Annotated in this window: 17 protein-coding genes and 1 tRNA gene; 8 read left to right on the forward strand and 10 right to left on the reverse strand. The window is 70.3% G+C overall.

Annotated features, from left to right (window positions below; translation table 11 throughout):
* Positions 1-21: 21 nt before the first annotated feature.
* The 5 genes from MRB58_RS14690 to MRB58_RS14710 are packed head-to-tail and all read left to right on the forward strand — an operon-like array spanning position 22 to position 4035.
* The gene (locus MRB58_RS14690; RefSeq protein ID WP_244777873.1) at positions 22-852 is read left to right on the forward strand and encodes a transporter substrate-binding domain-containing protein; all 831 of its coding nucleotides are present in this window, start codon (positions 22-24) and stop codon (positions 850-852) included.
* 42 nt (positions 853-894) lie between these two features.
* Positions 895-1548 carry an amino acid ABC transporter permease gene (locus MRB58_RS14695; protein WP_244777874.1) on the forward strand — a complete coding sequence of 218 codons (654 nt, stop codon included), beginning with the start codon at positions 895-897 and terminating at the stop codon, positions 1546-1548.
* A 1-nt stretch (position 1549) separates the two neighbouring features.
* The gene (locus tag MRB58_RS14700) at positions 1550-2221 is read left to right on the forward strand and encodes an amino acid ABC transporter permease (protein WP_244777875.1); all 672 of its coding nucleotides are present in this window, start codon (positions 1550-1552) and stop codon (positions 2219-2221) included.
* Positions 2221-3000, forward strand: a complete 780-nt coding sequence (locus MRB58_RS14705) for an amino acid ABC transporter ATP-binding protein (RefSeq protein WP_244777876.1) — start codon at positions 2221-2223, stop codon at positions 2998-3000. Before MRB58_RS14700 ends, MRB58_RS14705 begins: the two co-directional genes overlap by 1 nt.
* Before the next feature lie 12 nt (positions 3001-3012).
* Positions 3013-4035 carry a C-terminal binding protein gene (locus MRB58_RS14710; RefSeq protein ID WP_244777877.1) on the forward strand — a complete coding sequence of 341 codons (1023 nt, stop codon included), beginning with the start codon at positions 3013-3015 and terminating at the stop codon, positions 4033-4035.
* A 106-nt stretch (positions 4036-4141) separates the two neighbouring features.
* On the opposite strand, the gene hutU is transcribed toward MRB58_RS14710, so the two are convergent.
* From hutU to hutI, 3 genes are all read right to left on the reverse strand, one after another.
* Positions 4142-5815, reverse strand: a complete 1674-nt coding sequence (gene hutU / locus MRB58_RS14715) for a urocanate hydratase (RefSeq protein ID WP_244777878.1) — start codon at positions 5813-5815, stop codon at positions 4142-4144.
* 165 nt (positions 5816-5980) lie between these two features.
* Positions 5981-7519 (reverse strand): histidine ammonia-lyase, encoded by a 1539-nt coding sequence (hutH, locus tag MRB58_RS14720; protein ID WP_244777879.1) that lies wholly within the window; start codon positions 7517-7519, stop codon positions 5981-5983.
* On the reverse strand, positions 7516-8754 hold the full coding sequence (gene hutI / locus MRB58_RS14725; RefSeq protein WP_244777880.1) for an imidazolonepropionase: 1239 nt from the start codon (positions 8752-8754) through the stop codon (positions 7516-7518). Before hutI ends, hutH begins: the two co-directional genes overlap by 4 nt.
* Before the next feature lie 99 nt (positions 8755-8853).
* On the opposite strand from hutI, the gene MRB58_RS14730 reads away from it, so the two are divergent.
* Positions 8854-10206 carry a formimidoylglutamate deiminase gene (locus MRB58_RS14730; protein WP_244777881.1) on the forward strand — a complete coding sequence of 451 codons (1353 nt, stop codon included), beginning with the start codon at positions 8854-8856 and terminating at the stop codon, positions 10204-10206.
* 12 nt (positions 10207-10218) lie between these two features.
* Here the strand turns inward: MRB58_RS14730 and MRB58_RS14735 are convergent, their stop codons facing one another.
* Both MRB58_RS14735 and MRB58_RS14740 read right to left on the reverse strand, forming a co-directional pair.
* A complete protein-coding gene (locus tag MRB58_RS14735; protein ID WP_244777882.1) occupies positions 10219-11835 on the reverse strand; it encodes a sensor domain-containing diguanylate cyclase in 1617 nt (538 codons plus the stop codon).
* A 241-nt stretch (positions 11836-12076) separates the two neighbouring features.
* Positions 12077-12152 (reverse strand) — tRNA-Ile (locus MRB58_RS14740).
* A gap of 175 nt (positions 12153-12327) precedes the next feature.
* Here MRB58_RS14740 and MRB58_RS14745 point away from each other — a divergent pair.
* Entirely contained in the window at positions 12328-12576 is a 249-nt protein-coding gene (locus MRB58_RS14745; RefSeq protein WP_244777883.1) for a hypothetical protein, read from the forward strand.
* 46 nt (positions 12577-12622) lie between these two features.
* A complete protein-coding gene (locus MRB58_RS14750) occupies positions 12623-15598 on the forward strand; it encodes an EAL domain-containing protein (RefSeq protein ID WP_244777884.1) in 2976 nt (991 codons plus the stop codon).
* Between the two features lie 16 nt (positions 15599-15614).
* Here the strand turns inward: MRB58_RS14750 and atzF are convergent, their stop codons facing one another.
* From atzF to MRB58_RS14775, 5 genes are read right to left on the reverse strand one after another with little or no spacing between them, the layout of a single operon-like run.
* A complete protein-coding gene (atzF, locus tag MRB58_RS14755) occupies positions 15615-17411 on the reverse strand; it encodes an allophanate hydrolase (protein ID WP_244777885.1) in 1797 nt (598 codons plus the stop codon).
* Positions 17412-17414: 3 nt separating this feature from the next.
* Positions 17415-19046: an ABC transporter ATP-binding protein gene (locus MRB58_RS14760; RefSeq protein ID WP_244777886.1), complete on the reverse strand. Its 1632-nt coding sequence runs from the start codon at positions 19044-19046 to the stop codon at positions 17415-17417.
* 4 nt (positions 19047-19050) lie between these two features.
* Positions 19051-19929: an ABC transporter permease gene (locus tag MRB58_RS14765; RefSeq protein ID WP_244777887.1), complete on the reverse strand. Its 879-nt coding sequence runs from the start codon at positions 19927-19929 to the stop codon at positions 19051-19053.
* On the reverse strand, positions 19926-20948 hold the full coding sequence (locus tag MRB58_RS14770) for an ABC transporter permease (protein WP_244777888.1): 1023 nt from the start codon (positions 20946-20948) through the stop codon (positions 19926-19928). Before MRB58_RS14770 ends, MRB58_RS14765 begins: the two co-directional genes overlap by 4 nt.
* A gap of 10 nt (positions 20949-20958) precedes the next feature.
* A complete protein-coding gene (locus MRB58_RS14775; protein ID WP_244777889.1) occupies positions 20959-22575 on the reverse strand; it encodes an ABC transporter substrate-binding protein in 1617 nt (538 codons plus the stop codon).
* Positions 22576-22595: the final 20 nt, after the last annotated feature.

Raw genomic sequence — 22595 nt, forward strand, 5'->3', positions numbered from 1 at the left:
ACACCCGATCAGGAGATCACATTGAGGATCGAGACGTTGATGCAGCTGCCGGCCGCGACGGCCCTAGCCCTGGGCCTGGCCTTCGCCGTGCCCGCCCACGCCGACACGCTTGCCGAGGTCCAGGAGGCCGGCAAGCTCGTGGTCGCCACCGAGATGCAATTCCCGCCGTTCGACTTCATGGTGAACGGTGAGTACACCGGCGTCGACAAGGATCTGCTCGACGAGGTCGGCAAGGAGCTGGGCGTCGAGATGGAGTACGTCGACCTGCCGTGGACCAGCGTTCTGCCGGGTCTGGAAGCGGGCAAGTACGACTTCGTCGGCGCCCCGCTCAACGCCTCCCAGGCGCGCCTGGAGCGCTACGCCTTCTCGAGCCCGATCGCCTACTCGGGCAACGCCTTCGTGAAGCGCAAAGGCAACGACGAGATCACCGGTCCGGAGAGCCTCGCCGGCAAGACCGTCGGCGTCATCAAGGCCAGCTCCACGTTGAAGCAGGTCACCGCCTACTCCGAGACCCTCCCGGAGCCGATCGAGGTCCGCGAATATTCCGACATGCTGGGCGTCTACGCCGACGTCGCCAACGGCCGGATCGATGCCGGCGCCTCCTCGGTGCCCAACGTCTCCTACGCGTCGGTCCAGCGCCCCGACCAGCTGGAGGTCGTCCAGCCGCCGTTCGGCCAGCCGAACTATTATGGCTGGGTGACGCGCAAGGATCCGGCGGACGCCAGCCTCATCGAGGCGATCTCGGCCGCGCTCGAGACCATGAAGGAAGACGGCCGCATGGCCGAGATCCAGATGAAGTGGTTCGGTCAGACCGAGGACCTGCCCGACACGATGCCGGATCCGGGGTTCTGATCCCCGCGATCCCGTCCTGACCGACCGACAGGTGCCGCGCCGATGAACACACAAGACTGGCAGACCGCGATCCCGTTCCTTCTGGAGGGTCTCGGCGTCACGCTCTACGTGTCGTTGGCGGGCACGGCGCTCGGCTGCGTCATCGGCCTGGCGGTCGCTGCTATGCGGGGCGGCCCGGTGCTGCCCCTGTCGCTGCTGGCGCGGGTCTATGTGAGTTTCTTCCGCGGCGTGCCGCTGCTGGTGCAGATGCTCCTGTTCTACAATTTCCTGCCCTTCGTCGGCATCGACCTGTCGGCCCCGGCCTCGGCCATCGGCGCGCTGGGGCTCGTCGGCGGTGCCTATATCGCCGAGATCCTGCGCGGCGCGCGGGCGGCGATCCCCGGCGGGCAGGTCGAGGCGGCGCGGGCCTTCGGCTATGCGCCGGTCACGATCTGGCGAACGATCCTGCTGCCGCAGATGGTGCGCATCGCGATGCCGGCCATCACCAGCGAGTTCATCCTGCTGGTGAAGGCGTCCTCGCTGATCTCCGTGGTGGGGCTGGCGGAGCTGACGCGCGTGGCCCAGGGGTTCGCGGCGTCGACCTTCCGGCCGATGGAGTTCTACCTCGCCGCCGCGGCGCTCTACCTCGTCACCAATCTCCTCGTCGCCGCCGGTGGGCGCGCGATCGAGCGCAAATTCTCCCGCGGGGCCGCCTGAGATGAACCTCGACCCCGGCGTCGTCGTCGCCTACCTGCCGGCAATCGGCCACGGGCTGCTGCTGACCCTCTTCGCGTGGATCGTCTCCTCGGTCCTGGGGATCGCCCTGGGGTTGGGGCTGGCGCTGGCGGGCGGCTCACGCCTCGCGCCGCTGCGCTGGACCGTCCGCGGCTATATCGAACTCATGCGCTGCACGCCGATCCTGGTGCAGCTCCTCCTCGTCTACGGCGGCGGCCCGTCCATCGGGCTGTTCCTGGAGCCGATGGAGGCCGGGATCCTGGTGCTCACCGCCCACGGCGCGGCCTACTTCGCGGAGATCTTCCGTGGCGGCTTCGCGGCCGTGCCGGCGGGGCAGGTCGAGGCGGCGCACAGCCTGGGCATGCATCCGCTGGCGATCCTGCGGCGGGTGACGCTGCCGATCGCCCTCACGGCGGCCCTGCCGGGGATGATCAACATGATCATCAACGTGTGCAAGGAGACGGCGGTCCTGTCGATCATCACCGTCCCGGAGCTGACCTTCGAGGTTCAGAAGATGTCGATCGAGACGTTCGCGGCATTCGAGGCCATCTTCATGCTCGCGGTCGGCTACTGGGTGCTGGTCGAGCTGTTCTCGGTCGTCGGCCGCGCCGTCGAGGTCCGCATCAACCGACACTTGACCCTGAAGGAAGCGTGATGAGCGCCTGCGTCGTCGAAATCTCCGGCCTGGCCAAGAGCTTCGGGCAGACCGAGGTTCTGCGGGACATCGATCTCACGGTGAACCGTTCGGAGGTGGTGTGCCTGATCGGCCCGAGCGGCTCGGGCAAGAGCACGCTGCTGCGCTGCATCAACTTCCTCGAGCCGTACAATCGCGGCACGGTGAAGATCAACGGCCGGACCATCGGCTATGTCGACCGCGGCGGGCGGCGCAAGCCGATGTCCGCGCGCCAGCTGCGGGGCGAGCGGCGCAACATCGGAATGGTGTTCCAGCAGTTCAACCTGTGGCCGCACATGACCGCGACCGAGAACGTCGCCGAGCCGCTCATCCGCGTCAAAGGCGTGGCGAAGGCGGCGGCGATGGAGAAGGCGGGGGCGCTGCTCGCCCGCGTCGGCCTCGCCGAGCGGGCCGCCGCCTTTCCGAGCAACCTGTCCGGCGGCCAGCAGCAGCGCGTGGCGATCGCTCGCGCGCTGTCGATGGATCCCGAGCTGATGCTGTTCGACGAGCCGACCTCCGCGCTCGACCCCGAGCTGGTCGGCGAGGTGCTCGAAGTCATGCGCGACCTGGCGCGCGAGGGCATGACGATGGTGGTCGTCACCCACGAGATGGGCTTCGCCGCCAACGCGGCCGACCGGGTGGCCTTCCTCGACGGGGGGCGCATCGTCCAGTGCGGCACCCCGCAGGCGGTGTTGAAGGACAGCACGGAGCCGCGGGTGCGGCAGTTCCTGAAGACCTACCATGCCCGCAACGACTTCTAGGACGCCCGCGCCGTGACCCCGATCGTCCTGGCGCCGGACGCCACGCCCGCCGACCTCGACCTGGAGCGTGCGGCCGCCGCCGGTGCGCTCGCTTTCCGCCACTTCAACGAGACCGACCCGGCCGGCATCCCGGACGAGGCGTGGCGCGGCTGCGACGCCGTCCTCAAGTGGAAGTCGATGCAGCTGACGGCGGAGGTGATCGCCAAGCTGGAGCGGTGCCGCTTCATCGTGCGCGTCGGCGTCGGGACCGACAATATCGATATCGACGCGGCCCGCGCGTGCGGCATCCCGGTGGCCAACGTGCCCAACTACGGCACAACCGAGGTGGCGGACCACGGCATGGCGCTGCTCCTGTCGCTGGCGCGCGGCATCGAGCCGTATCAGACGCGATTGCGGGCCGACCTGGTGAACGGGTCCGTCTCCACCGGGGTGCCGACGGTGCGGCGCTTGCGGGGGGCGGTTTTCGGTTGCGTCGGGCTGGGGCGTATCGGCAGTGCCATGGCGCGCCGGGCCCGCGGGTTCGACATGGACGTCGTCTACTTCGATCCGGCGCTGCCGTCCGGGCACGAGCTGGGCGCCGGCCTCCGGCGTGCACGAGACCTCGACTCGCTGCTGGCGGAGGCGGACGTGGTCAGCCTGCATGCGCCGCTGACCGAGGCGACGCGCGGGCTCATGAACGCCGCCCGCTTCGCGGCGATGAAGCCGGGGGCGACCCTCGTCAACATCGCCCGCGGCCCGCTCGTCGACCTCGATGCGCTGGAGGGGGCGCTGCGGTCCGGCCACCTCGCGGCGGCGGGGCTCGACGTGCTTCCGGAGGAGCCGCCCACCGGCGGCCACCCGCTGCTGACGGCGTGGCAGAACCGCGAGCCGTGGCTCGACGGCCGCCTCGCCGTGACGCCGGATGCGGCCTACTTCTCCGCCGCCAGCTACCGGGACATGCGCACCTTCTCGGTCGAGACGCTGCGCGCCGGCCTGCTGCACGGCGAGTTCCGCGACGTGGTGAACCCCGGCTGGGAGGCGTACCGCAGGGCCTGACCGAGCACCGGCCGCGCTCGCCCCGCGGCGACCGGCGGCCCCACTCCGGGGCGGCCGGGTCGCGCACAGCTCACGTCAGGCAGGGGTCACGCCCGCACACGCCGCCTCATTCGCCCAGGATCGCGGGCAGCTTGAGGCCCTTCTCGCGCGCGCAGTCGATGGCGATCTGGTATCCGGCGTCGGCGTGGCGCATGACGCCCGTCGCCGGGTCGTTCCACAGGACGCGGGCGAGGCGGCGGTCGGCGTCCGCGGTGCCGTCGCAGCAGATCACCATGCCGGAGTGCTGCGAGAAGCCCATGCCCACGCCGCCGCCGTGGTGCAGCGACACCCACGTCGCGCCGGACGCGGTGTTGAGGAGGGCGTTCAGCAGCGGCCAGTCGCTCACCGCGTCCGAGCCGTCCTTCATCGCCTCCGTCTCGCGGTTGGGGGAGGCGACGGAGCCCGAATCGAGGTGGTCGCGGCCGATCACGATGGGCGCCTTCAGCTCGCCCGTGCGCACCATCTCGTTGAAGGCCAGGCCGAGACGGTGGCGCTCGCCGAGCCCGACCCAACAGATGCGCGCCGGCAGCCCCTGGAAGGCGATGCGCTCGCGCGCCATGTCGAGCCAGTTGTGAAGGTGCTCGTCGTGCGGCAGCAGCTCCTTCACCTTGGCGTCGGTCTTGTAGATGTCCTCCGGGTCGCCCGACAGCGCGGCCCAGCGGAACGGCCCGACGCCACGGCAGAATAGGGGGCGGATGTAGGCCGGCACGAAGCCGGGGAAGGCGAAGGCGTTGTCGAGCCCTTCCTCCTTGGCGACCTGGCGGATGTTGTTGCCGTAGTCCAGCGTCGGCACGCCGGCGTTCCAGAAGTCCACCATCGCTTTGACGTGCACCTTCATCGACGCGCGGGCCGCGGCCTCGACCGCCTTGGGGTCCGTCTCCTGACGGGCGCGCCACTCGCCGACCGTCCAGCCGGCCGGCAGGTAGCCGTGGATGGGGTCGTGGGCCGACGTCTGGTCGGTGACGATGTCCGGCTCGACGCCGCGGGCGACGAGCGCGGGGAAGATCTCGGCGGCGTTGCCGATGAGGCCGACGGACTTCGCTTCGCCGGCCGCGGTCCAGGCGGCGATCATCTCCAGCGCCTCGTCCAGCGTGTGTGCCTTGGCGTCGAGGTAGCGGGTGCGCAGGCGGAAATCGACGCGGGTCTCGTCGCACTCGACGGCGAGGCAGCAGGCTCCGGCCATCACCGCCGCCAGCGGTTGCGCGCCGCCCATGCCGCCGAGCCCGCCGGTCAGGATCCAGCGGCCGGTGAGGTCGCCGTCATAATGCTGCCGCCCGGCCTCCACGAAGGTCTCGTAGGTGCCCTGCACGATGCCCTGGGTGCCGATGTAGATCCACGAGCCGGCGGTCATCTGCCCGTACATGGCGAGGCCGCGCCGATCGAGTTCGTTGAAGTGCTCCCACGTCGCCCAATGCGGCACCAGGTTGGAGTTGGCGATGAGGACGCGCGGCGCGTCGGCATGGGTCCTGAACACGCCGACCGGCTTGCCGGACTGCACCAGCAACGTTTCGTCGTCCTCCAGCGTCTTCAGGCTGGCGACGATGCGGTCGAAGTCGTCCCAGGTGCGGGCGGCCCGGCCGATGCCGCCGTAGACGACCAGCTCGTGCGGTCGCTCGGCGACCTCCGCGTCGAGGTTGTTCATGAGCATCCGCAGCGGCGCCTCGGTCAGCCAGCTCTTGGCGTTGAGGGTCGTGCCGCGGGGGGCGGTGACGTCGCGTGTGTTGTGGCGGGGGTCAGCCATCGGCCCTGTCTCTCGCTGTCATGGTGTCTGTCGCCGTCGTCGTGGTGGGAGCGAGCAGCGCCGGCCGCTCCGGGATGAATGTCACAGGGGCGCGTCGTCGCCCGGCCCCGGCCGGCGCGCCGCCGCATCCGGAGCGGGGCGGCGCCACGCGGCTCGCGGCCGTGGTCACGCGCCGTCCAGCGTGACACGGCACTCGGCGCCGACGCTAGCCACGAGGCGCCCGTCGGCGACGAGCGCGCCGGCGGCCTCGAGGTCCGGGGCCAGGTAGCGGTCGACGTCGAGCGTGGGAACGCTGGCGCGCAGCACTGCGATCGCCTTGGTCAGCTCCGGGCTGGTGGCGAGCGGGGCGCGGAACTCGACCCCCTGCGCCGCGGTGACGGCCTCGATCCCGATGATGGCGAAGAGGTTCGCCGTCATCGCCAACAACCGCCGCGCGCCGTGGCAGGCCATGGATACGTGGTCCTCCTGGTTGGCCGACGTCGGCGTGGAATCCACCGAGGCCGGGTGCGCCATCTGCTTGTTCTCGCTCATCAGCGCCGCCGACGTGACCTCGGCGATCATCAGGCCGGAGTTCAGCCCCGGCGCCTTGGCCAGGAAGGCCGGCAGCCCGTAGGAGAGGGCCGGGTCGACCAGCAGCGCGATGCGCCGCTGCGCGATGGCGCCGATCTCGCAGACCGCCAGGGCGATCTGGTCGGCCGCGAAGGCGACCGGCTCGGCGTGGAAGTTGCCGCCCGAGACGACGCTGTCGTCGGACAGGACGAGCGGGTTGTCGGTCACGGCATTCGCCTCGACGACGAGGGTGCGCGCCGCGTTGCGCAGGAGGTCGAGGCAGGCTCCGTCCACCTGGGGCTGGCAGCGGATGCAGTAGGGATCCTGCACGCGCTCGTCTCCCTCGATGTGGCTTTCGCGGATGGCGGAGCCGGCGAGCAGGGCCCGCAACGCGGCGGCGGTGTCGATCTGCCCCTGATGGCCGCGCAGGGTGTGGATCTCGGCGACGAAGGGGGCGGAGGAGCCCATCGCCGCATCGGTCGACATCGCGCCGGTGACGAGGGCGGCCTGTGCCGCGCGGTGGGCGCGCAACAGCCCTGCCAGCGCCAGCGCGGTGGAGACCTGCGTGCCGTTGATCAGGGCGAGGCCCTCCTTGGCGGCGAGGACCACCGGTTCGAGGCCGGCGCGCTCCAGCGCCACGCGGCCGGGGAGGCGCTCGGCGTTCACCACCGCCTCGCCCTCGCCCATCATCACGGCCGCGAGGTGGGCGAGAGGTGCCAGATCGCCCGACGCGCCGACCGAGCCCTTCTCCGGGATGACGGGGATCACGCCGCGCGCCAGCATGGCCTCGACGAGGCGGACGAGTTCCAGCCGCACGCCCGACGCGCCACGGCCGAGCGAGATGAGCTTCAGCGCCATGACGAGCCGCACGACGTCCTCGCCCAGCGGCGCGCCGACGCCGCAGCAGTGGGAGAGAATGAGATTGCGCTGCAGCGTGGCGGTGTCCGCGGCGTCGATGGTGATGGAGGCGAGCTTGCCGAACCCGGTGTTCACCCCGTAGACGGGCGCGTTTCCGGCGGCGATCGCGGCGATCCGCGCGGCGGCCCGCTCGATGCCGGCGTCGAAGGCCGGGTCCAGGCGGGCGGGCACGCCGTCCCAGTACAGGGTGGCGAGGTCGCGGAGGGTGACGTCGCCGGGGCGCAGGACGAGACTCATGGGCGCGGCTCCAGGGTGTTGTCCGCGACGCCACGCACGACGCGGGCCGCGAGCGGGTTGTATCCGATGCGGTAGACCAGCTCGGCGGGCTCGGTCACGTCCCAGAGGCAGAAGTCGGCCGCCTTTCCGGCCGTCAGCGTGCCGACGCTGTCTTGGAGGCCGAGCGCACGGGCCGCCTCGCGGGTGAGGCCGGCGATGCACTCGTCCACTGTCAGGCCGAAGAAGGTCGCCGCCATGTTCATGGTGAGCAGCGGGGAGGTCAGCGGCGAGGAGCCGGGGTTGTTGTCGGTGGCGATGGCGATGGCTGTGCCGGCCTCGCGCAGGGTCGCGACCGGAGGCTTGCGCGTCTCGCGCAGGACGTAGAAGGCGCCCGGCAGCAGGACGGCGACGGTGCCGGCCTGCGCCATCGCGGCGGCGCCCGCGGCGTTCAGATATTCGAGGTGATCCGCCGACAGGGCACCGTAGCGGGCCGCCAGCGCACCGCCCTCCAGGTCGGAGAGCTGGTCGGCGTGCAGTTTGACGGGGAGGCCCAGGCGCGCCGCGGCGTCGAACACGCGGGCGATCTCGCCCGGCGAAAAGGCGATCCCCTCGCAGAACCCGTCGACGGCGTCGGCGAGCCCCTCGGCGTGGGCGGCCTCGAGGCCCGGGATCACCACATCGTCGACGAAGGCGCCGGCGCGGCCGCGATAGTCCGCCGGCACCGCGTGGGCGCCGAGGTAGGATGTGACGACGGTGACGCCTTCGTCGCCGAGCCGCCGCGCCGCACGCAGCATCTTCAGCTCGTCCGCCACAGTGAGGCCATAGCCCGACTTCACCTCCACGGTGGTCACGCCCTCGGCCTTCAGCGCCGCGAGGCGGGGGAGGCTCTCGGCGACGAGCTGGTCCTCGCCGGCGGCCCGCACGTCGGTGACGGTGGAGACGATGCCGCCGCCCGCCCGCGCGATCTCCTCGTAGGAGGCGCCCGCCAGACGCATCTGGAACTCGCGCGCACGGTGGCCGGCGTGGACCAGATGGGTGTGGCAGTCGATGAAGCCGGGCGTCGCCAGGCGGCCGGCGCAGTCCACCTCCCGCGCATCGGCCGCGAGATCCGGCGGCAGGTCCGCCGCGGCGCCGGCATAGCGGATCCTGCCGCCCCGCACCGCGATCGCCCCGTCCGCGACCTCGCCGAGGCCGTCACGGTCCGGGTCGAGAGTGGCGAGGCGCGCGTTGCGCCAGATCCGATCGCCTTGTGCCATGCAGGTTGCCTCGCGTTTTGAGGTTATGTATATACTTATTGGCAGATCGAGCAAGCGTCATGCTGCCCGTTTCGTCCCGTTTCGCGAAGGGGAGACCAAATGGCCGTCATCCACGCCCGGCACGCGCTTCTGCCGTCCGGACTGGCCTGCAATGTGCGGCTGACGCTGTCCGCGGGCACGATCGCGACGGTCGAAACCGGGGCGGCGCCGCTCCCCGGCGACGAGCGCCACGAGATGGTGCTCCCGGCGGTCGGCAACGTTCACAGCCACGCCTTTCAGCGGGCCATGGCCGGCCTGACCGAGCTACGCGGCCCCAGTGCCGACAACTTCTGGAGCTGGCGGCGCGAGATGTACCGCATCGGTCTCAACATGAGCCCCGAGCACGTCGAGGCCGTGGCCGCGCAGCTCTACATGGAGATGCTGGAGGCCGGGTTCGGCCGCGTCGGCGAGTTCCACTACCTCCACCACGACCCGAGCGGCGTCCCTTACGCCGATCCGGCCGAAATGGCGCTGCGGATCGCCGAAGCCAGCCGGACGGTCGGGATCGGCCTGACGCTGCTGCCGGTATTCTACGCCCATGCCGACTTCGGCGGCGCGCCGCCCCTCGCCGGCCAGCGCCGCTACATCCACGACGTCGACGGGTTCGCGTCGCTGGTCGCGCGGTGCGAGGCGATCGTGGCGGAGTTGCCGGGGGGCGTCTGCGGCGTCGCCCCGCACAGCCTGCGCGCGGTGACGGCGGACGAGCTGGCGGCGGTGGTCGCGCTCAGTGCCGGCCCGGTCCATATCCATGCCGCCGAGCAGGTGGCGGAGGTCGAGAGGTGCCTGGCGCAGACGGGGGCGCCACCGGTCCAATGGCTGCTCGACAATACCCCCGCGGACGGGCGCTGGTGCTTCATCCACGCCACGCACATCGACGCGGACGAGGTGCGTGGAATCGCGGCGCGCGGGGTCGTCGCCGGTCTGTGCCCGATCACCGAGTCCAACCTCGGTGACGGCATTTTCCCCGCCGGCGCCTTCCTCGAGGCCGGCGGCCGTATCGCGATCGGCTCCGACTCCAACGTCGACATCTCGTTGCGGCGCGAGCTTCGGACGCTCGAATATTCGCAGCGCCTGTCGCAGCGCGCGCGCAACGTGATCGCCCACCCCGGCGGATCGACCGGGCAGCGCCTGTTGCACGAAGCGTCGTGCGGCGGCGCCGCGGCCATCGGCGGCATGGCCGGCATCGCCCCCGGCGCGCCGGCAGACCTCGCCGCGCTGGACATGGCGTCCGTGCCCTGGTTGCCGGCGGACAAGGCGCTGGACCACTTCGTCTTCGCCGGCGGCATCGGCGTCGACACCGTCTGGTGCGGCGGCGTCCGGCGGGTCGAGGGCGGGCGGCACGTCCAGCGCGACGCGATCGAAGCCCGGTTCGCGGCGGCCAGGCACGACCTGATGCGCCACGACCCGCTCTGAGGCGGGCCGGCGTCACGCGTCGGACGGGACCTCCGACGCGGTCCTGACGCAGTTCTTGCCGCTGTTCTTCGCCGCGTACATGGCGCGATCGGCCAGCGACACGATCTCCTGCCCGTCGGCCGCATCGTCCGGATAGATCGCGATCCCGAAGCTGGCGCCGATCCGCAGGGTCCCCTCCTGGATGCGCTGGATGCGCTCCAGCGCCGAGGCCGCGACCCGCTCCGCGCCGCGCGTGTCGGCGATGCCGGACAACACGACCGCGAACTCGTCGCCGCCGAGGCGCGCGGCGACGTCGGTGCTGCGGCACTCGCCCTCGAGGACCTCCGCGACGCGCCGCAGGACGCGGTCGCCGGCCCGGTGGCCCAGGGTGTCGTTGACCGCCTTGAAGCCGTCGAGGTCGGCCATGATGACGGCGAACTTGGTCTGCTGGCGATCGGCCCGCGCCACCTCCTGGTGCAGCCTGTCCTCGAACGCGGCGCGATTGGCGAGGCCGGTGAGCACGTCGATGACCGCGCGCTGTTCGAGCAGACGGCGGTGGTGGCGGCGCTTGGCCATCGTGACCGTGGCCCATCGGGTCGTCATCCCCGCCAGCGCGGCGGCGAGAAGGGCCGCGATGACGACCTGCCGGCGGATGCGCCAGGCGGCGTCGCCGAGCACGTCGGCCGGGACGTGCGAGGCGAGGACCCAGTAGTAGGTCTCCGGCCCGGCGGACACGGCGGTGTCGTCGGTCGCGCACTGCCTGACCTCGTCGAGCGGGTGATAGGTGACGTAGGTGAAGAGCCCTTCCTCGGTGCGGAAGCTGCCGGCCGGCGCCTCCTGCATCCGCGCCCATTCCTGCGGGTAGACGACCGGCATCCGCTCGTCCACGAAGGCGGGATAGAGGAACCCCCAGCTGGCGGGCATCGTCGGGTCGACGAGCCAGTATCCGTCTTCGTTGAGCAGCATCGGGTTGCCGTCGTGCAGGTCGCCCTGCGCGATGATCGCGTCCAGCATGGGCTTGGCCAGGACGTTGACGATGAAGAACCCGCGTTGTTCGCCGGCGTCGTCGAAGACCGGTGTGCCGAAGCGCATCACCGGCTTGTGCGGCACCTCGATGTTGCCATTCTCGATATTCAGGTCGATGGGCGAAATATAAATGTGCCCTCGCTCGGTGAGGGCCAGGTCGTCGAAATAGTATCGCCGATTCTTGACCTGAAGATCCTCCTCCGCCACCGGCATGGGGCGACCGTCGACGAAATTGACGCGCACACGCTCGGTGCCGTCCCCGTCGATGAAGCGGATGTGGTCATAGGCCCGGCTCAGGCGCATGCGGGTCTCGAACTCGCGCGAGCCGCGGTCGAGGAAGGTCCGGTCGAAGTTCTCGAGGTATTGGTGAAGCTCGTTCTGCTCGGAGAACGCACAGACGTCGATCGACACCTGGCCGAGATTGTCCGACACGAGGTCGACATAGTTTTGGACGGCGGACCGCTCGTCCATCATCATGACGTCGAGGGCGCGTTCGAGCCGCCACTGCGCGACGAACCAGGACGCCACGACGATCGCCGCCGCGAGGACCGGGAACACCAGCCAGAAGGATCTCCAGGACTGGACCTTGAGGCGAGGCACGCCGGCGTCTGAATTGATATCCAACGAACTACCCTGTTCTTGGAGAGCCGCCGGGCCGCAGTGCTCGATCGAGCATTCCCCCCGGCTCTCCCGCTCATCGATATGTCGCGGTCGGTACGCGCGGCGCGCACCTGCAACATAGATCATACGTGAGATGGGATCCGCGTTTCCAGCGATGCGCCGCCGGGGGCGGCCTCGGCGGCCGGCGGGTCCACGATTCTCTGATCGGGCGATGACGATCGAGGCTCTGGAAGGGCGGGCTGGGTGGTAGGGGCGGAGGGATTCGAACCCCCATCTGGCCGGTTATGAGCCGGTGGCTTTAACCGTTAAGCTACACCCCCGCGGCGCGGCGGCGCCGAACGCCTCCTATAGCAAAATGTCTGCGCGGGTGCAGGCCGTGTGCACCGCTATGCCGAATTTCCGGAATCGCGGCGCCGGCCGCGCCGGACGGTGGCAGCTTGAGCCCAGTTGTCGGGGATACCCTCCGGGTCCTGTGCCCACTGACTGCGAGGTCGCATGCTTCCGTCGTCGATTGGCCAATGCCTGGCTTTGACCGTGGTTCTCGTCCTTCCCGCGGGCGTCGCCGTGGTCGACTCGAACTCAGCTTCGCTGGCGATTGCGGTCGTCTACGGCCTCGTCGGCGTGGCGCTGTGCGCTCACCTCACGAGCCGCGCCGTGCGGCGCAGGGCCGAGGCCCTCGTCCTGGCGCGGCGCACCGAACATCGACTGGCCCTCGCGGCCCGGCGCGCCCACGGCCGTCGTTAGGACCACCCGCGCCCGATCCGCCCCGACATGAGCCGTAGCCACGACCATGACGCCCCACACCTTGCAGCAAAAGCTGACGGCCGCCTTCCTGGTCCTGGCGCTCGGGACGTTCGCCGTGGGTGTGGTCGGCTATTTCGGCGTCAACCGGATCGGTGGCATGGTGTCGGACTTCTCCGAGGTGACGGCCTCGATGATGAACGAGACGTTGACGCTGGTGGAGGTCACCCACCAGCTCAAGGCCACCGCCGCGCGCGCGGGCGACCCGGACATGCCCTACGAGTCCGCCATCGACCGGATCGACGAGCTGCATGCCGACGTGCATCGGCGCATCACCGAGATCCGCCACCTCCTGACCGAGGCCGACGCGCAGCTGAGCCTCGACCGGACCGAGGCCAAGGAGCACCGCTTCACGGCCGCGCTGGAGACATTGGTCCGCGACGGGCAACGCGAGGCTGAGGCGTCCGCCGGGCTGCAACGCCTGCGGCTGCGCCTGTTGGAACTCCTTGAGCGCGCCAACGCCACCGCCAGCCGCATCCGGCGCGACGCCGAGGTGAACACCGACGTGCTCGACGCGCGAGGCGATGTCGAGCGGGTCGACGAGGCGGCCGGGTTGGAGAGCGTCGCGAAACAGCTGGCACGCCTCACCCAGGAGCGGTTCGACGTCGTCTCCCACACCCAGGACATCATCAGCCGCTTCCTCACCATCAACAACGCGATCTACGCCACCGGCGACGACGCATTCGACCTGTCCGAGCAGGAACGTGCGCTGCGGACCGCGCTGCACGCGGCGCGCCGGGCGGTGGCCCGCATCTCCGCCGGGACCGAGGCCGGCCCGGAGCACACCCACCTCGCCGACCTGGAGCGGGACCTCGCCGCAATCGGGACCCTGGCGCTGGGTCGGTTCGGGCTGATCTCGGAGGTGCGACGATGGCGCGCGGCACGGGCGCGGCTCGAGGTCGCCCGCGCCGCGGTGCTCAAAATCGACCACGACTACCGCGAGGTGCTCGACCAGGTGCAGCGCGCGGTGCTGACCCGCAATTACAGCGCCCGGCACAATACCCGAAGCGTCGTCGACCGCGTGCTCGCCAGCGTGGCGGCCGCGCTCGTCATCTACTTCGTGCTCGCGGTCATCTTCGGCATCGTCGTCTCGAACCGCATCATCTCGCCGATCGACCGGTTGACCGACCACGCCGTGCGGATCAGCCACAACGCCGAGCTGACGCCGCTGTCGGACATCAGGATCATCGGCCGGCTCGACGAGATCGGCGAACTGGCCCGTGCGTTCAACGCGATGATGGGAGAGCTGATATTCGCCCGGCAGCGCCTGCTTGACCAGTCTCAGGCCGAAATTCAGGCGCACTACGAGCGCCTGCGCGTGGCGATCGGCAACATGCCGCACGGGCTCATCATGTACGATCAGGAGCGGCGGCTGGTCATCCGCAACGATCGGCTCGCGGAGATCTACCGCATGGATCTCGAATTCGCCGTCCCCGGCACGCCGATCAACGAGATGATCCAGGAAGGGGTCCGCCAAGGCGTCGTCGCGCCCGACGACATGACGATGGAGCGGTATCATAACGCGCGGGCGCTCGAACTCACCAACTATACCATCGACCTCCCGGACGGGCGGACCATCGCCATCTCCCAGAACCCGACGCCCGACGGCGGCTGGGTGTCGATGCACGAGGACATCACCGAGCGCCGCGAGATCGACGCGCGGATCGCCTTCCTGGCGCTGCACGACACATTGACCGAGCTGCCCAACCGCGCCTCCTTCCGCGAGCAGCTGGTGAAGGCGCTGTCGCGCGTCGTGCGGGGCCACGAGCTGGCGGTGCTGACCTTCGATCTCGACCTCTTCAAGCGCGTCAACGACACGCTGGGACACCCCATCGGCGATGCGCTGTTGCAGCAGGTCGCGGTGCGCGTGCGCGCGTGTGTGCGCCCGGTGGACACGCTGGCGCGGCTGGGCGGCGACGAGTTCGCCATCGTCCAGGTCGACGTCGACGGGCCGGGCGACGCGGCGGCTCTGTCCGAGCGGCTGATCGCCGAGGTGAGCCGCCCCTACGAGCTGGAGGGGCACAAGATCGTCATCGGCGCCAGCGTGGGCATCGCCGTCGCGCCGCAGGACGGCACCGATCCGGACGAGCTGCTGCGCCACGCCGACCTCGCCCTCTACCGCGCGAAGGACCTGGGCCGGGGCACCTACGCCTTCTTCGAGCCGTCGATGAACGAGAACATGCAGGCGCGGCGGCGGCTCGAGATGGAGCTGCGCCAGGCCCTGCCCGCCGGGCAGTTCGAGGTCTTCTATCAGCCGTTGGTGCGCGCCGAGACCGGCGAGGTGGGCGGCTTCGAGGCGCTCCTGCGCTGGCATCATCCCGACCGGGGGCTGATCTCGGCGATCGACTTCATCCGCACCGCCGAGGATATCGGCGTGATCCAGCCGCTCGGCCGATGGGTGCTCGCCGAGGCGTGCCGCGCCGCGCGGGCATGGCCGGACGACGTGACGGTCGCGGTCAACCTGTCGCCCACGCAGTTCAAGTCGGAGCAGCTCGTCGACGATGTGCGCGAGGTCCTGGCCGATTCCGACATAGCCCCCCACCGGCTGGAACTCGACATCTCCGAGGCAATCCTGCTGAGCGACGCGGGCGCCACCATCAGCACGTTGCAGCGCTTGCGTGAGCTCGACGTGCGTGTGGCGATGGACGGGTTCGGCACCGGCTATTCGAGCCTGGGCTACCTGCGGATGTTCCCGTTCGACAAGATCAAGATCGACCGCTCGTTCATGCGCGACTTCGAGTCGACCGAGTCGGCCGCCATCGTGCGCGCCGTCGCCGCGCTCGCCAACACGCTGGGCATCGCGACGGTGGCCGAAGGGATCGAGACCGAGGACCAGCTCGTGCGCGCCCAGAACGACGGCTACGGCGAGGTGCAGGGCTTCCTCTTCAGCGAGCCGATCTCGCTCTCGGAGGTCGGCGCGCTCCTCGACCGGACGACGCCGCCACGGTCGAGGGCCGTGGCCTGAGGGGCCCGCGCGCCGGTCAGCTGGCGAGGCGGGCGGCGGTGAAGTCGCGCCAGCTCCCGTAGGCGGTGACGTCCTGCGCGTCGCGCGTGGCGATCTGCTCGCAGACGAACCCCTTGGGGGCGGTGCCGTCGGCAAGGAGTGTCGTGCCGAGGCCGAGCGGGGCCGGAATACCGGCCAGGAACCCGCCGACCTCGGCGAGCGGCAGCGCCCACACCTCGACGGTGACGGCGGCCCCCGCGTCGCCGACGCGCACCAGTCCCGGACGGAACGGCGGGCCGCCCGGCAGTGCGTAGAGCCCGTATTGCGGCACGGTGTCGACGGTGCGCAGGTACCGCCCGCCGCGCGACGTCAGCTCCCCGTTGAGCGCCATGCCGGACATATGCGCCCCACACACCGCAAGTTCGATTTCGCCCGCCGCGGCGCGGTCGGCGGGGGGCACGGCCGCCGGCACGGGGGCTCCGGTCGCGCCCAGCGTGCGGGCGCCGCGCCGCTCCACACCCATGGCGACGGCGGCCAAAAGCCCGTCGCGCCCGTGCGCGGCGAGCAGGGTGAGGCTGCCGGGCCGCCCGTCGCTGCGCGGCGTCGTCGGCACCGCGAGGCCGCACATGTCGAGGAGGTTGACGAAGTTGGTGTAGGTGCCGAGGCGCGAGTTGGGGCCGATCGGGTCGGCTTCCAGGTCGGCGACCGAGTAGAAGGTCGGGATCGTCGGCACCGCGACGAGGTCGACCGAGGCGATCACCGGCTCCACCTCCCGCCGCAGCTCGGCGAGGCGGTAGATATCGCGGAAGGCGTCCGTCGCGGTGAAGCCCACGGCCTTCTCCACCACCGCGCGCGTCACCGGGTGGACGGCCTCGGGGTCGTCGGCGAGGAGCGCCTCGATCACCGTGTGACGCTCGGCGACGAAGGCGCCGAAGTAGAGCATCTCGGCGACCTTGGTGAACGGCGTCAGGTCGATCTCGCGGATCTCGGCCCCCGCTTCGGCGAGCGCGGCCACGGCGGCCGCGAAGCTCGCCCGCTGCACCTCGTCGCCGAAGAACTCGATGCTGGCGGCATCCGGGACCGCGATCCGCGGCCGCGGCGGCGCGCTCGCCGGCGGCGCGGCGACACGGCGGGACCACGCGTCGGCCGGGTCATAGGCCGTGGCGAGGCGGAAGACCGCGTGCGCCTCGGCGACCGTGAGGGCGAAGATCGAGATCGTGTCGATCGTCCGGCAGGCCGGCATCACGCCCGTCGCCGAGAGGGCGCCCAGCGACGGCTTGAGGCCGACGATGTTGTTGAGCGCGGCCGGCACGCGCCCCGAGCCCGCCGTATCGGTCCCCAGCGAGAACGGCACGATGCCGTGGCCGACGACCACCGCCGAGCCCGACGACGAGCCGCCCGGCACGATCGCCGGGTCGACGGCGTTCTTGGGCGGCTTGTAGGGCGAACGCACGCCGACGAGACCGGTCGCGAACTGGTCGAGGTTGGTCTTGCCGACGACGAGCGCCCCGGCCGCCTTCAAGCGGGCGACCACGAAGGCGTCGGCCTCGGCCACTCGCGCCACCGCCGGGCAGGCGGAGGTGGTCGGCATGCCGGCGACGTCGATATTGTCCTTCACGGCGAAGGGGATGCCCCACAGCGGGCGGTCGTCGCGCGGTCCCAGCGCCTCGGCGGCGGCGCGCACCTCGGCCTCGGGCGCCAGGTGGATGAAGATGCCGGGGTCGCCCACCGCGTCGATCCGGCGGTAGACCTCGGCGACGACGTCGGCAGGGGTGGCGCCGGCGTCGTAGGCGGCGGCGATGTCGGCGATGGTGAAAGGCGTGGTGCTCAGCATCGCTCAGGCCGCCAGGTCGCGCACCGGCGGCTGCGGCGCGGCGTCGATCAGCGACGCGGTGTAGGGGTCGCTCGGCGCGTCCATCACCTTGGCGATGGGGCCGGCTTCCACCACGCTGCCGTCACGCATGACGACGACGTGGTCGCACAGGAGGCGCACGACGTTGAGGTCGTGGCTGACGAAGAGGTAGCTCATGTTGAGGCGGGCTCGTAGGTCGGCGAGGAGGTTGAGGACGACCGCCTGGATGGACACGTCCAGCGCGGCGGTCGGCTCGTCGAGGATGAGGAAGCGCGGGTCGACCGCGATGGCGCGGGCGATGCCGACCCGCGCCTTCTGACCGCCCGACAACTGGTGCGGGAAACGGTCGAGGAGGTGGCCCGGCAGGCCCACCAGGTGGGCGAGGTCGCGCACCCGCTCGCCCCGCGCCTTGCGGCCGAGGTCGGACATCCGCCGCAGCGGCTCCTCGATGGCGCGGGCGGCGCTGTGGCGCGGGTTGAGGCTGTCGGTCGCGTCCTGGAAGACCATCTGGATCTTGGCCCGGCGCGGGTCCTCGGCGAAGGACTTGGCGGGCGCCTGTGCCAGATCCTCGCCGGCGAACAGGATCTGGCCGGACGTCGGGTCGAGCAGCCGCACCACCATCGACGAGGTGGTCGACTTGCCGCAGCCGGATTCGCCGACGAGGCCCACCGTCTCCCCCTCGCGCACCGTGAAGGAGACGCCCTTCACCGCGTGCACCGGGCCGGACTTGCCGTCGAACGTCTTGACGAGGTTCTTCACCTCGAGGAGCGGCGTGTCGCCGTGGGTGTGCGGCAGCTCCGGCGTGCGCGCCTCGGCCGGCAGCAGGCTGCGGATGGTGGCGCCCCGGCGCGGCGTCGCGTCGACGAGGCGCTGCGTGTAGGCGTGCTTGGGCGCGGAGAAAACCTCCGCCGCGCTTCCGGTCTCGACGACGACGCCGTCCTTCATCACCGCGATCCGGTCACAATATTGCGCCGCGAGGCCGAGGTCGTGGGTGATGACGACCGCGCTCATGTTGCGCTCGCGGATCAGCTCGGCGACGAGGTCCATCACCGCCTTCTGGGTGGTGATGTCGAGCCCGGTGGTGGGCTCGTCGGCGATGAGAAGCCGCGGGTCGCAGGCGAGCGCGATGGCGATGACGATGCGCTGGCACATCCCGCCCGACAGCTCGAAGGGGTAGGCTTCGTAGCGCTGGGCGGCGTTCTTGATCTTCACCGCCTCCATCGCCTCGATCGCCTTCGCCTTGGCGTCCGAGCGGGTGGCCCGATTGTGGCGGCGCAGCACGTCCTCGATCTGGTGGCCGACCTTGCGGATCGGGTTCAGCGCCGCCCGCGGGTTCTGGAAGATCATCGAGATCTCGCGGCCGCGGATGTCGGCCATCTGCCGCTCGCTCGCCTTGGCGAGGTCGACGCCCTGGTAGGTCATGTCGGCGGCCTTGATGGTGCCGCCGCCGTCGAGGATGCGCATCAGCGCGTAGGAGGTGACGGATTTGCCCGACCCCGATTCGCCGACGATGCCGAGCGTTTCGCCCGAGCCGACGTCGAGGTCGATGCCCTTGACGGCGTCGACGATGCCGCGACGGGTGCGGAAGGCGACGTTGAGATCCTTGATGGTCAACATGGCGTCACGTCCTTCGCCGGGGGTCGACCATGTCGCGAAGACCGTCGCCCAGGAGGTTGAAGGTGAAGACGGCGACGACGAGGGCGAGGCCGGGGAAGAAGGCCAGCCACCATTCGCCGGAGACGATGAAGTTGGCGCCCTCGGCGACCATGATGCCCCACTCGGGCGTCGGCGGCCGCACGCCGAGGCCGATGAACGAGAGGCCCGCCGCGTTGAGGATCGCCCAGCCGAGGTTCAGCGAGATCTGCACCATCATCGGCGGCAGCGCGTTGGGGAAGATGTGCAAGGCCAGCACCCGCACGTCCGAGTTGCCGGAGAGCTTGGCGGCCTGCGCGAAACCGGCGTTGCGGCGGATGTTGACCTCCGCGCGCACCACGCGGGCATAGAAGGGCAGGTTGATGACCGCGGTCGCGTAGATGATGTTCTCGACCGTGTTGCCCATCGCCGCGACGATGCCCATCGCCAGCACGAAGAGCGGGAAGGCCATGATGATGTCGAGGAAGCGCGACAGGCCCGCGTCCAGCCACCCGCCCCAGTAGCCCGCCGCCGACCCCAGGACGGAGCCTGCGACGAACGACAGGGCGACCGCCGCGACCGAGATCGTGAGGTCGAGCCGGGTGGCGACGAGGACGCGGCTGAAGACGTCGCGTCCCAGATTGTCGGTCCCGAACCAGTGGTCCCAGGAGGGGGGCTCCAGCGCGCGGGCCGCGTGGGAGGCGAGCGGGTCGTAGGGCGCGATCGCCGGACCGAAGACGGCGACGAAGATGATCAGCGCGAACATCGCGAAGGCGAGCATCGTCACCGGGTTGTCCTTCAGGACGTAGGCGACGTGACCGAGCGTCGATTGACGGGCGGGGGCGGCGGCGGCGGCGACGGTACTCATCTGCTTTCGAACCCGATGCGCGGATCGATCGCCGCATAGACGATGTCGATCACGAGGTTGAGGGCGACGAAAAGGAGCGCCATGGCGAGGACGAAGCCCTGCACGGCCGCGTAGTCGGACGCGACCAGCGCCTCGACCGCGTAGGAGCCGATGCCGGGCCAGGCGAACACCTTCTCCACCAGCACGTTGGCGCCGAGCGTGAAGGAGAAGACCATGCCGAGCGTCGTCACCACCGGCAGCAGCGCGTTGCGCAGCGCATAGCCGTAGAGCACCTTGGTGCGCGTCAGCCCGGCGGCGCGCGCGGTGCGGATGAAGTCGGACGAAAGTGCCGAGAGCATCGCCGCGCGGGTCATCCGGGCGATCGGCGCCATGGTGAAGAGCGCCAGTGTGAGCGCCGGCAATGCCAGCTGCTTCAGCGCGGCCATGAAGGTTTCGCCGTCGCGGGCGAGCGCCGCGTCGAACAGGAAGAAGCCGGTCACCTTGTCGGGCTCGAGATACATGAAGTCGAGCCGGCCGAGCGGCGAGGGTGCCCAGCCGAGGAGATAATAGAAGACGTAGATCAGCAGGATGCCGGTGAAGAAGGTCGGCATCGAGACGCCGGTGGTGACGAGCACGCGGCAGAGGTGGTCGACCCACGACCCCGGCCGGGTCGCCGCCAGCACGCCGAGCGGCACCGCGACGAGGCACGACACCAGCAGCGCCACGAGCGTCAACTCCAGCGAGGCGGGCAGCCGCCGCGCCAGATCGGCGGCAACCGGCTGCCCGGTGGACAAGGAGCGACCGAGATCGCCGGTCGCGAGGTCCTGCACGTAGTACAGGAACTGAACGGGGAGCGGCTGGTCGAGGCCCAGCTCGGCGCGGACCTCGGCAATCGACGCTTCGTCGGCGGCGGCGCCGGCGAAGTAGACCGCGGGGTCGCCCGGCAGCGCGCGGGTCAGCACGAAGCTGATCACCACCACGCCGATGACGACCGGGATCGCCTGGGCGACCCGAACCAGTATCGGTCTCAGCCGCTCCATCACGCGCCCCTTACGAGCTCGCCGGAGACAGGGTGCGCGCGTCGAGCTGGCGGTGGAACCAGAAGGCATAGCCGTCGGCACCGTTCGAGGCGACGTTGAGTGCCGGCTGCCACAGCGGGATGCGCGGGATGTCCTCGAAGGCGATCTCGAACATGCGCATGATCTTCGGCGCCCACGCCGGGTCGCTGGTCGGGAGGAACAAGGTCTCCTCGACCAGCGCCTCGATCTCGTCGTTCTTGTAGTTCGACGAGTTGAAGAGGTGCCCGTCCTGGTAGGCCCAGAAGAAGTAGTAGTCCGGGTAGTTCAGCCAGCCGCCGAACCCTTCGAGGTGCAACGCGAGGCGCTTCTCGACCAGCGACGCGGTGCGCCAATTGGCTCCGGGGATCTTCTCCAGCGTGGAAGTGATGCCGATCTTGGCGAGGTTCTCGATGATGAGGAGCGCGGTGGGCTCCATCCAGTCGGCCTGGTTGAGGTCGATCGAGAACGGCACCTCGAACCCGTCCGCATAGCCCGACTGCGCCAGGAACTCGCGCGCCTTGTCGAGGTCGTGGACATAGGGCGAGGGCTGCGGCCACTCGGTGCTGGTGACCTCCTGCGGGCCGCCCCACATGGGGATGCCGCGGCCATAGGCGGCGGTCTGGAAGATCTCGTCGTAGGGGATCGCGTAGGCGATCGCCTTGCGCACGTTCGGGTCGGTGAACGGCTCGAAGTCGGTGTTGAGGCCGACGACGTGGATCGAGTTCTCGATCGGCGTCGAGTAGACGGCGAGGCCCTTGTCCTCCAGCTCCTTGGCATCCTTGTTGGGGATATTGAAGGAGAGCTGCACGTCGCCCCGCTCGATGAGCGCGCGCCGGGTGGCCTGGCTCGGCACCTCGCGCAGGATCAGCCGCGTCACGCCCGGCAGGTCGCCGTGCCAATTGTCGTTGCGCTCATAGACGAGCTGCTGGCCCGGATCCCACCGGACCACCGAGAACGCGCCCGAGCCGATGGTGTGATTGTGGACGTATTCCAGCGCCCACGGGTCGTCCGCGGTGGCGTTGGCCTTGGCGACCTCGGAGTTGAGGATGAACGGCACCGGCACGGCAAGGTCCGGCAGGGTGAGCTTGGATGCGCGGTCGAGGGTGATGACGAAGGTGTGGTCGTCCAACGCCTCGAACTGGTCCGGACGGTCCAGGCCGCCGGCCTTCATCTGCACGGTGGGGAAGCCGCCGACCGTCACCGCACGGTCGAACGACCACTTCACGTCGTGCGCGGTGACCGGCTTGCCGTCCTGGAACGTCACGTCGTCGCGCAGCTTGAACGTGTAGACGGTGCCGTCCTCTGACACCTCCCAGCTCTCGGCGATGTCCGGCTTGATGGTGGCGTAGTCGTACGAGAGGCTCCCATCCTCCAGCGTCTTGATGCCGAAGGCGACGAGGCGGTCGTAGCAGTTCACCGCGATCTGGTAGCTCGGCCGGTTGGTGCCGGTGCGGTGCAGGTCGAGGCTGTTGATGGTCTCGCCATGCACCGCGACGAGGACACCGCCGGGCGCGGCGTGCGCGGGGAAGAGGGCGGAGAAAGGCAGCGAGGAAGCGGCGATGCCCGCGCCCGCGCCCTTCAGGATGGATCGTCTCGAAATCGTGGTCATCGGCGGCTCCTCACCAGGGG

Source organism: Acuticoccus sp. I52.16.1, assembly GCF_022865125.1.
Lineage (GTDB): Bacteria > Pseudomonadota > Alphaproteobacteria > Rhizobiales > Amorphaceae > Acuticoccus.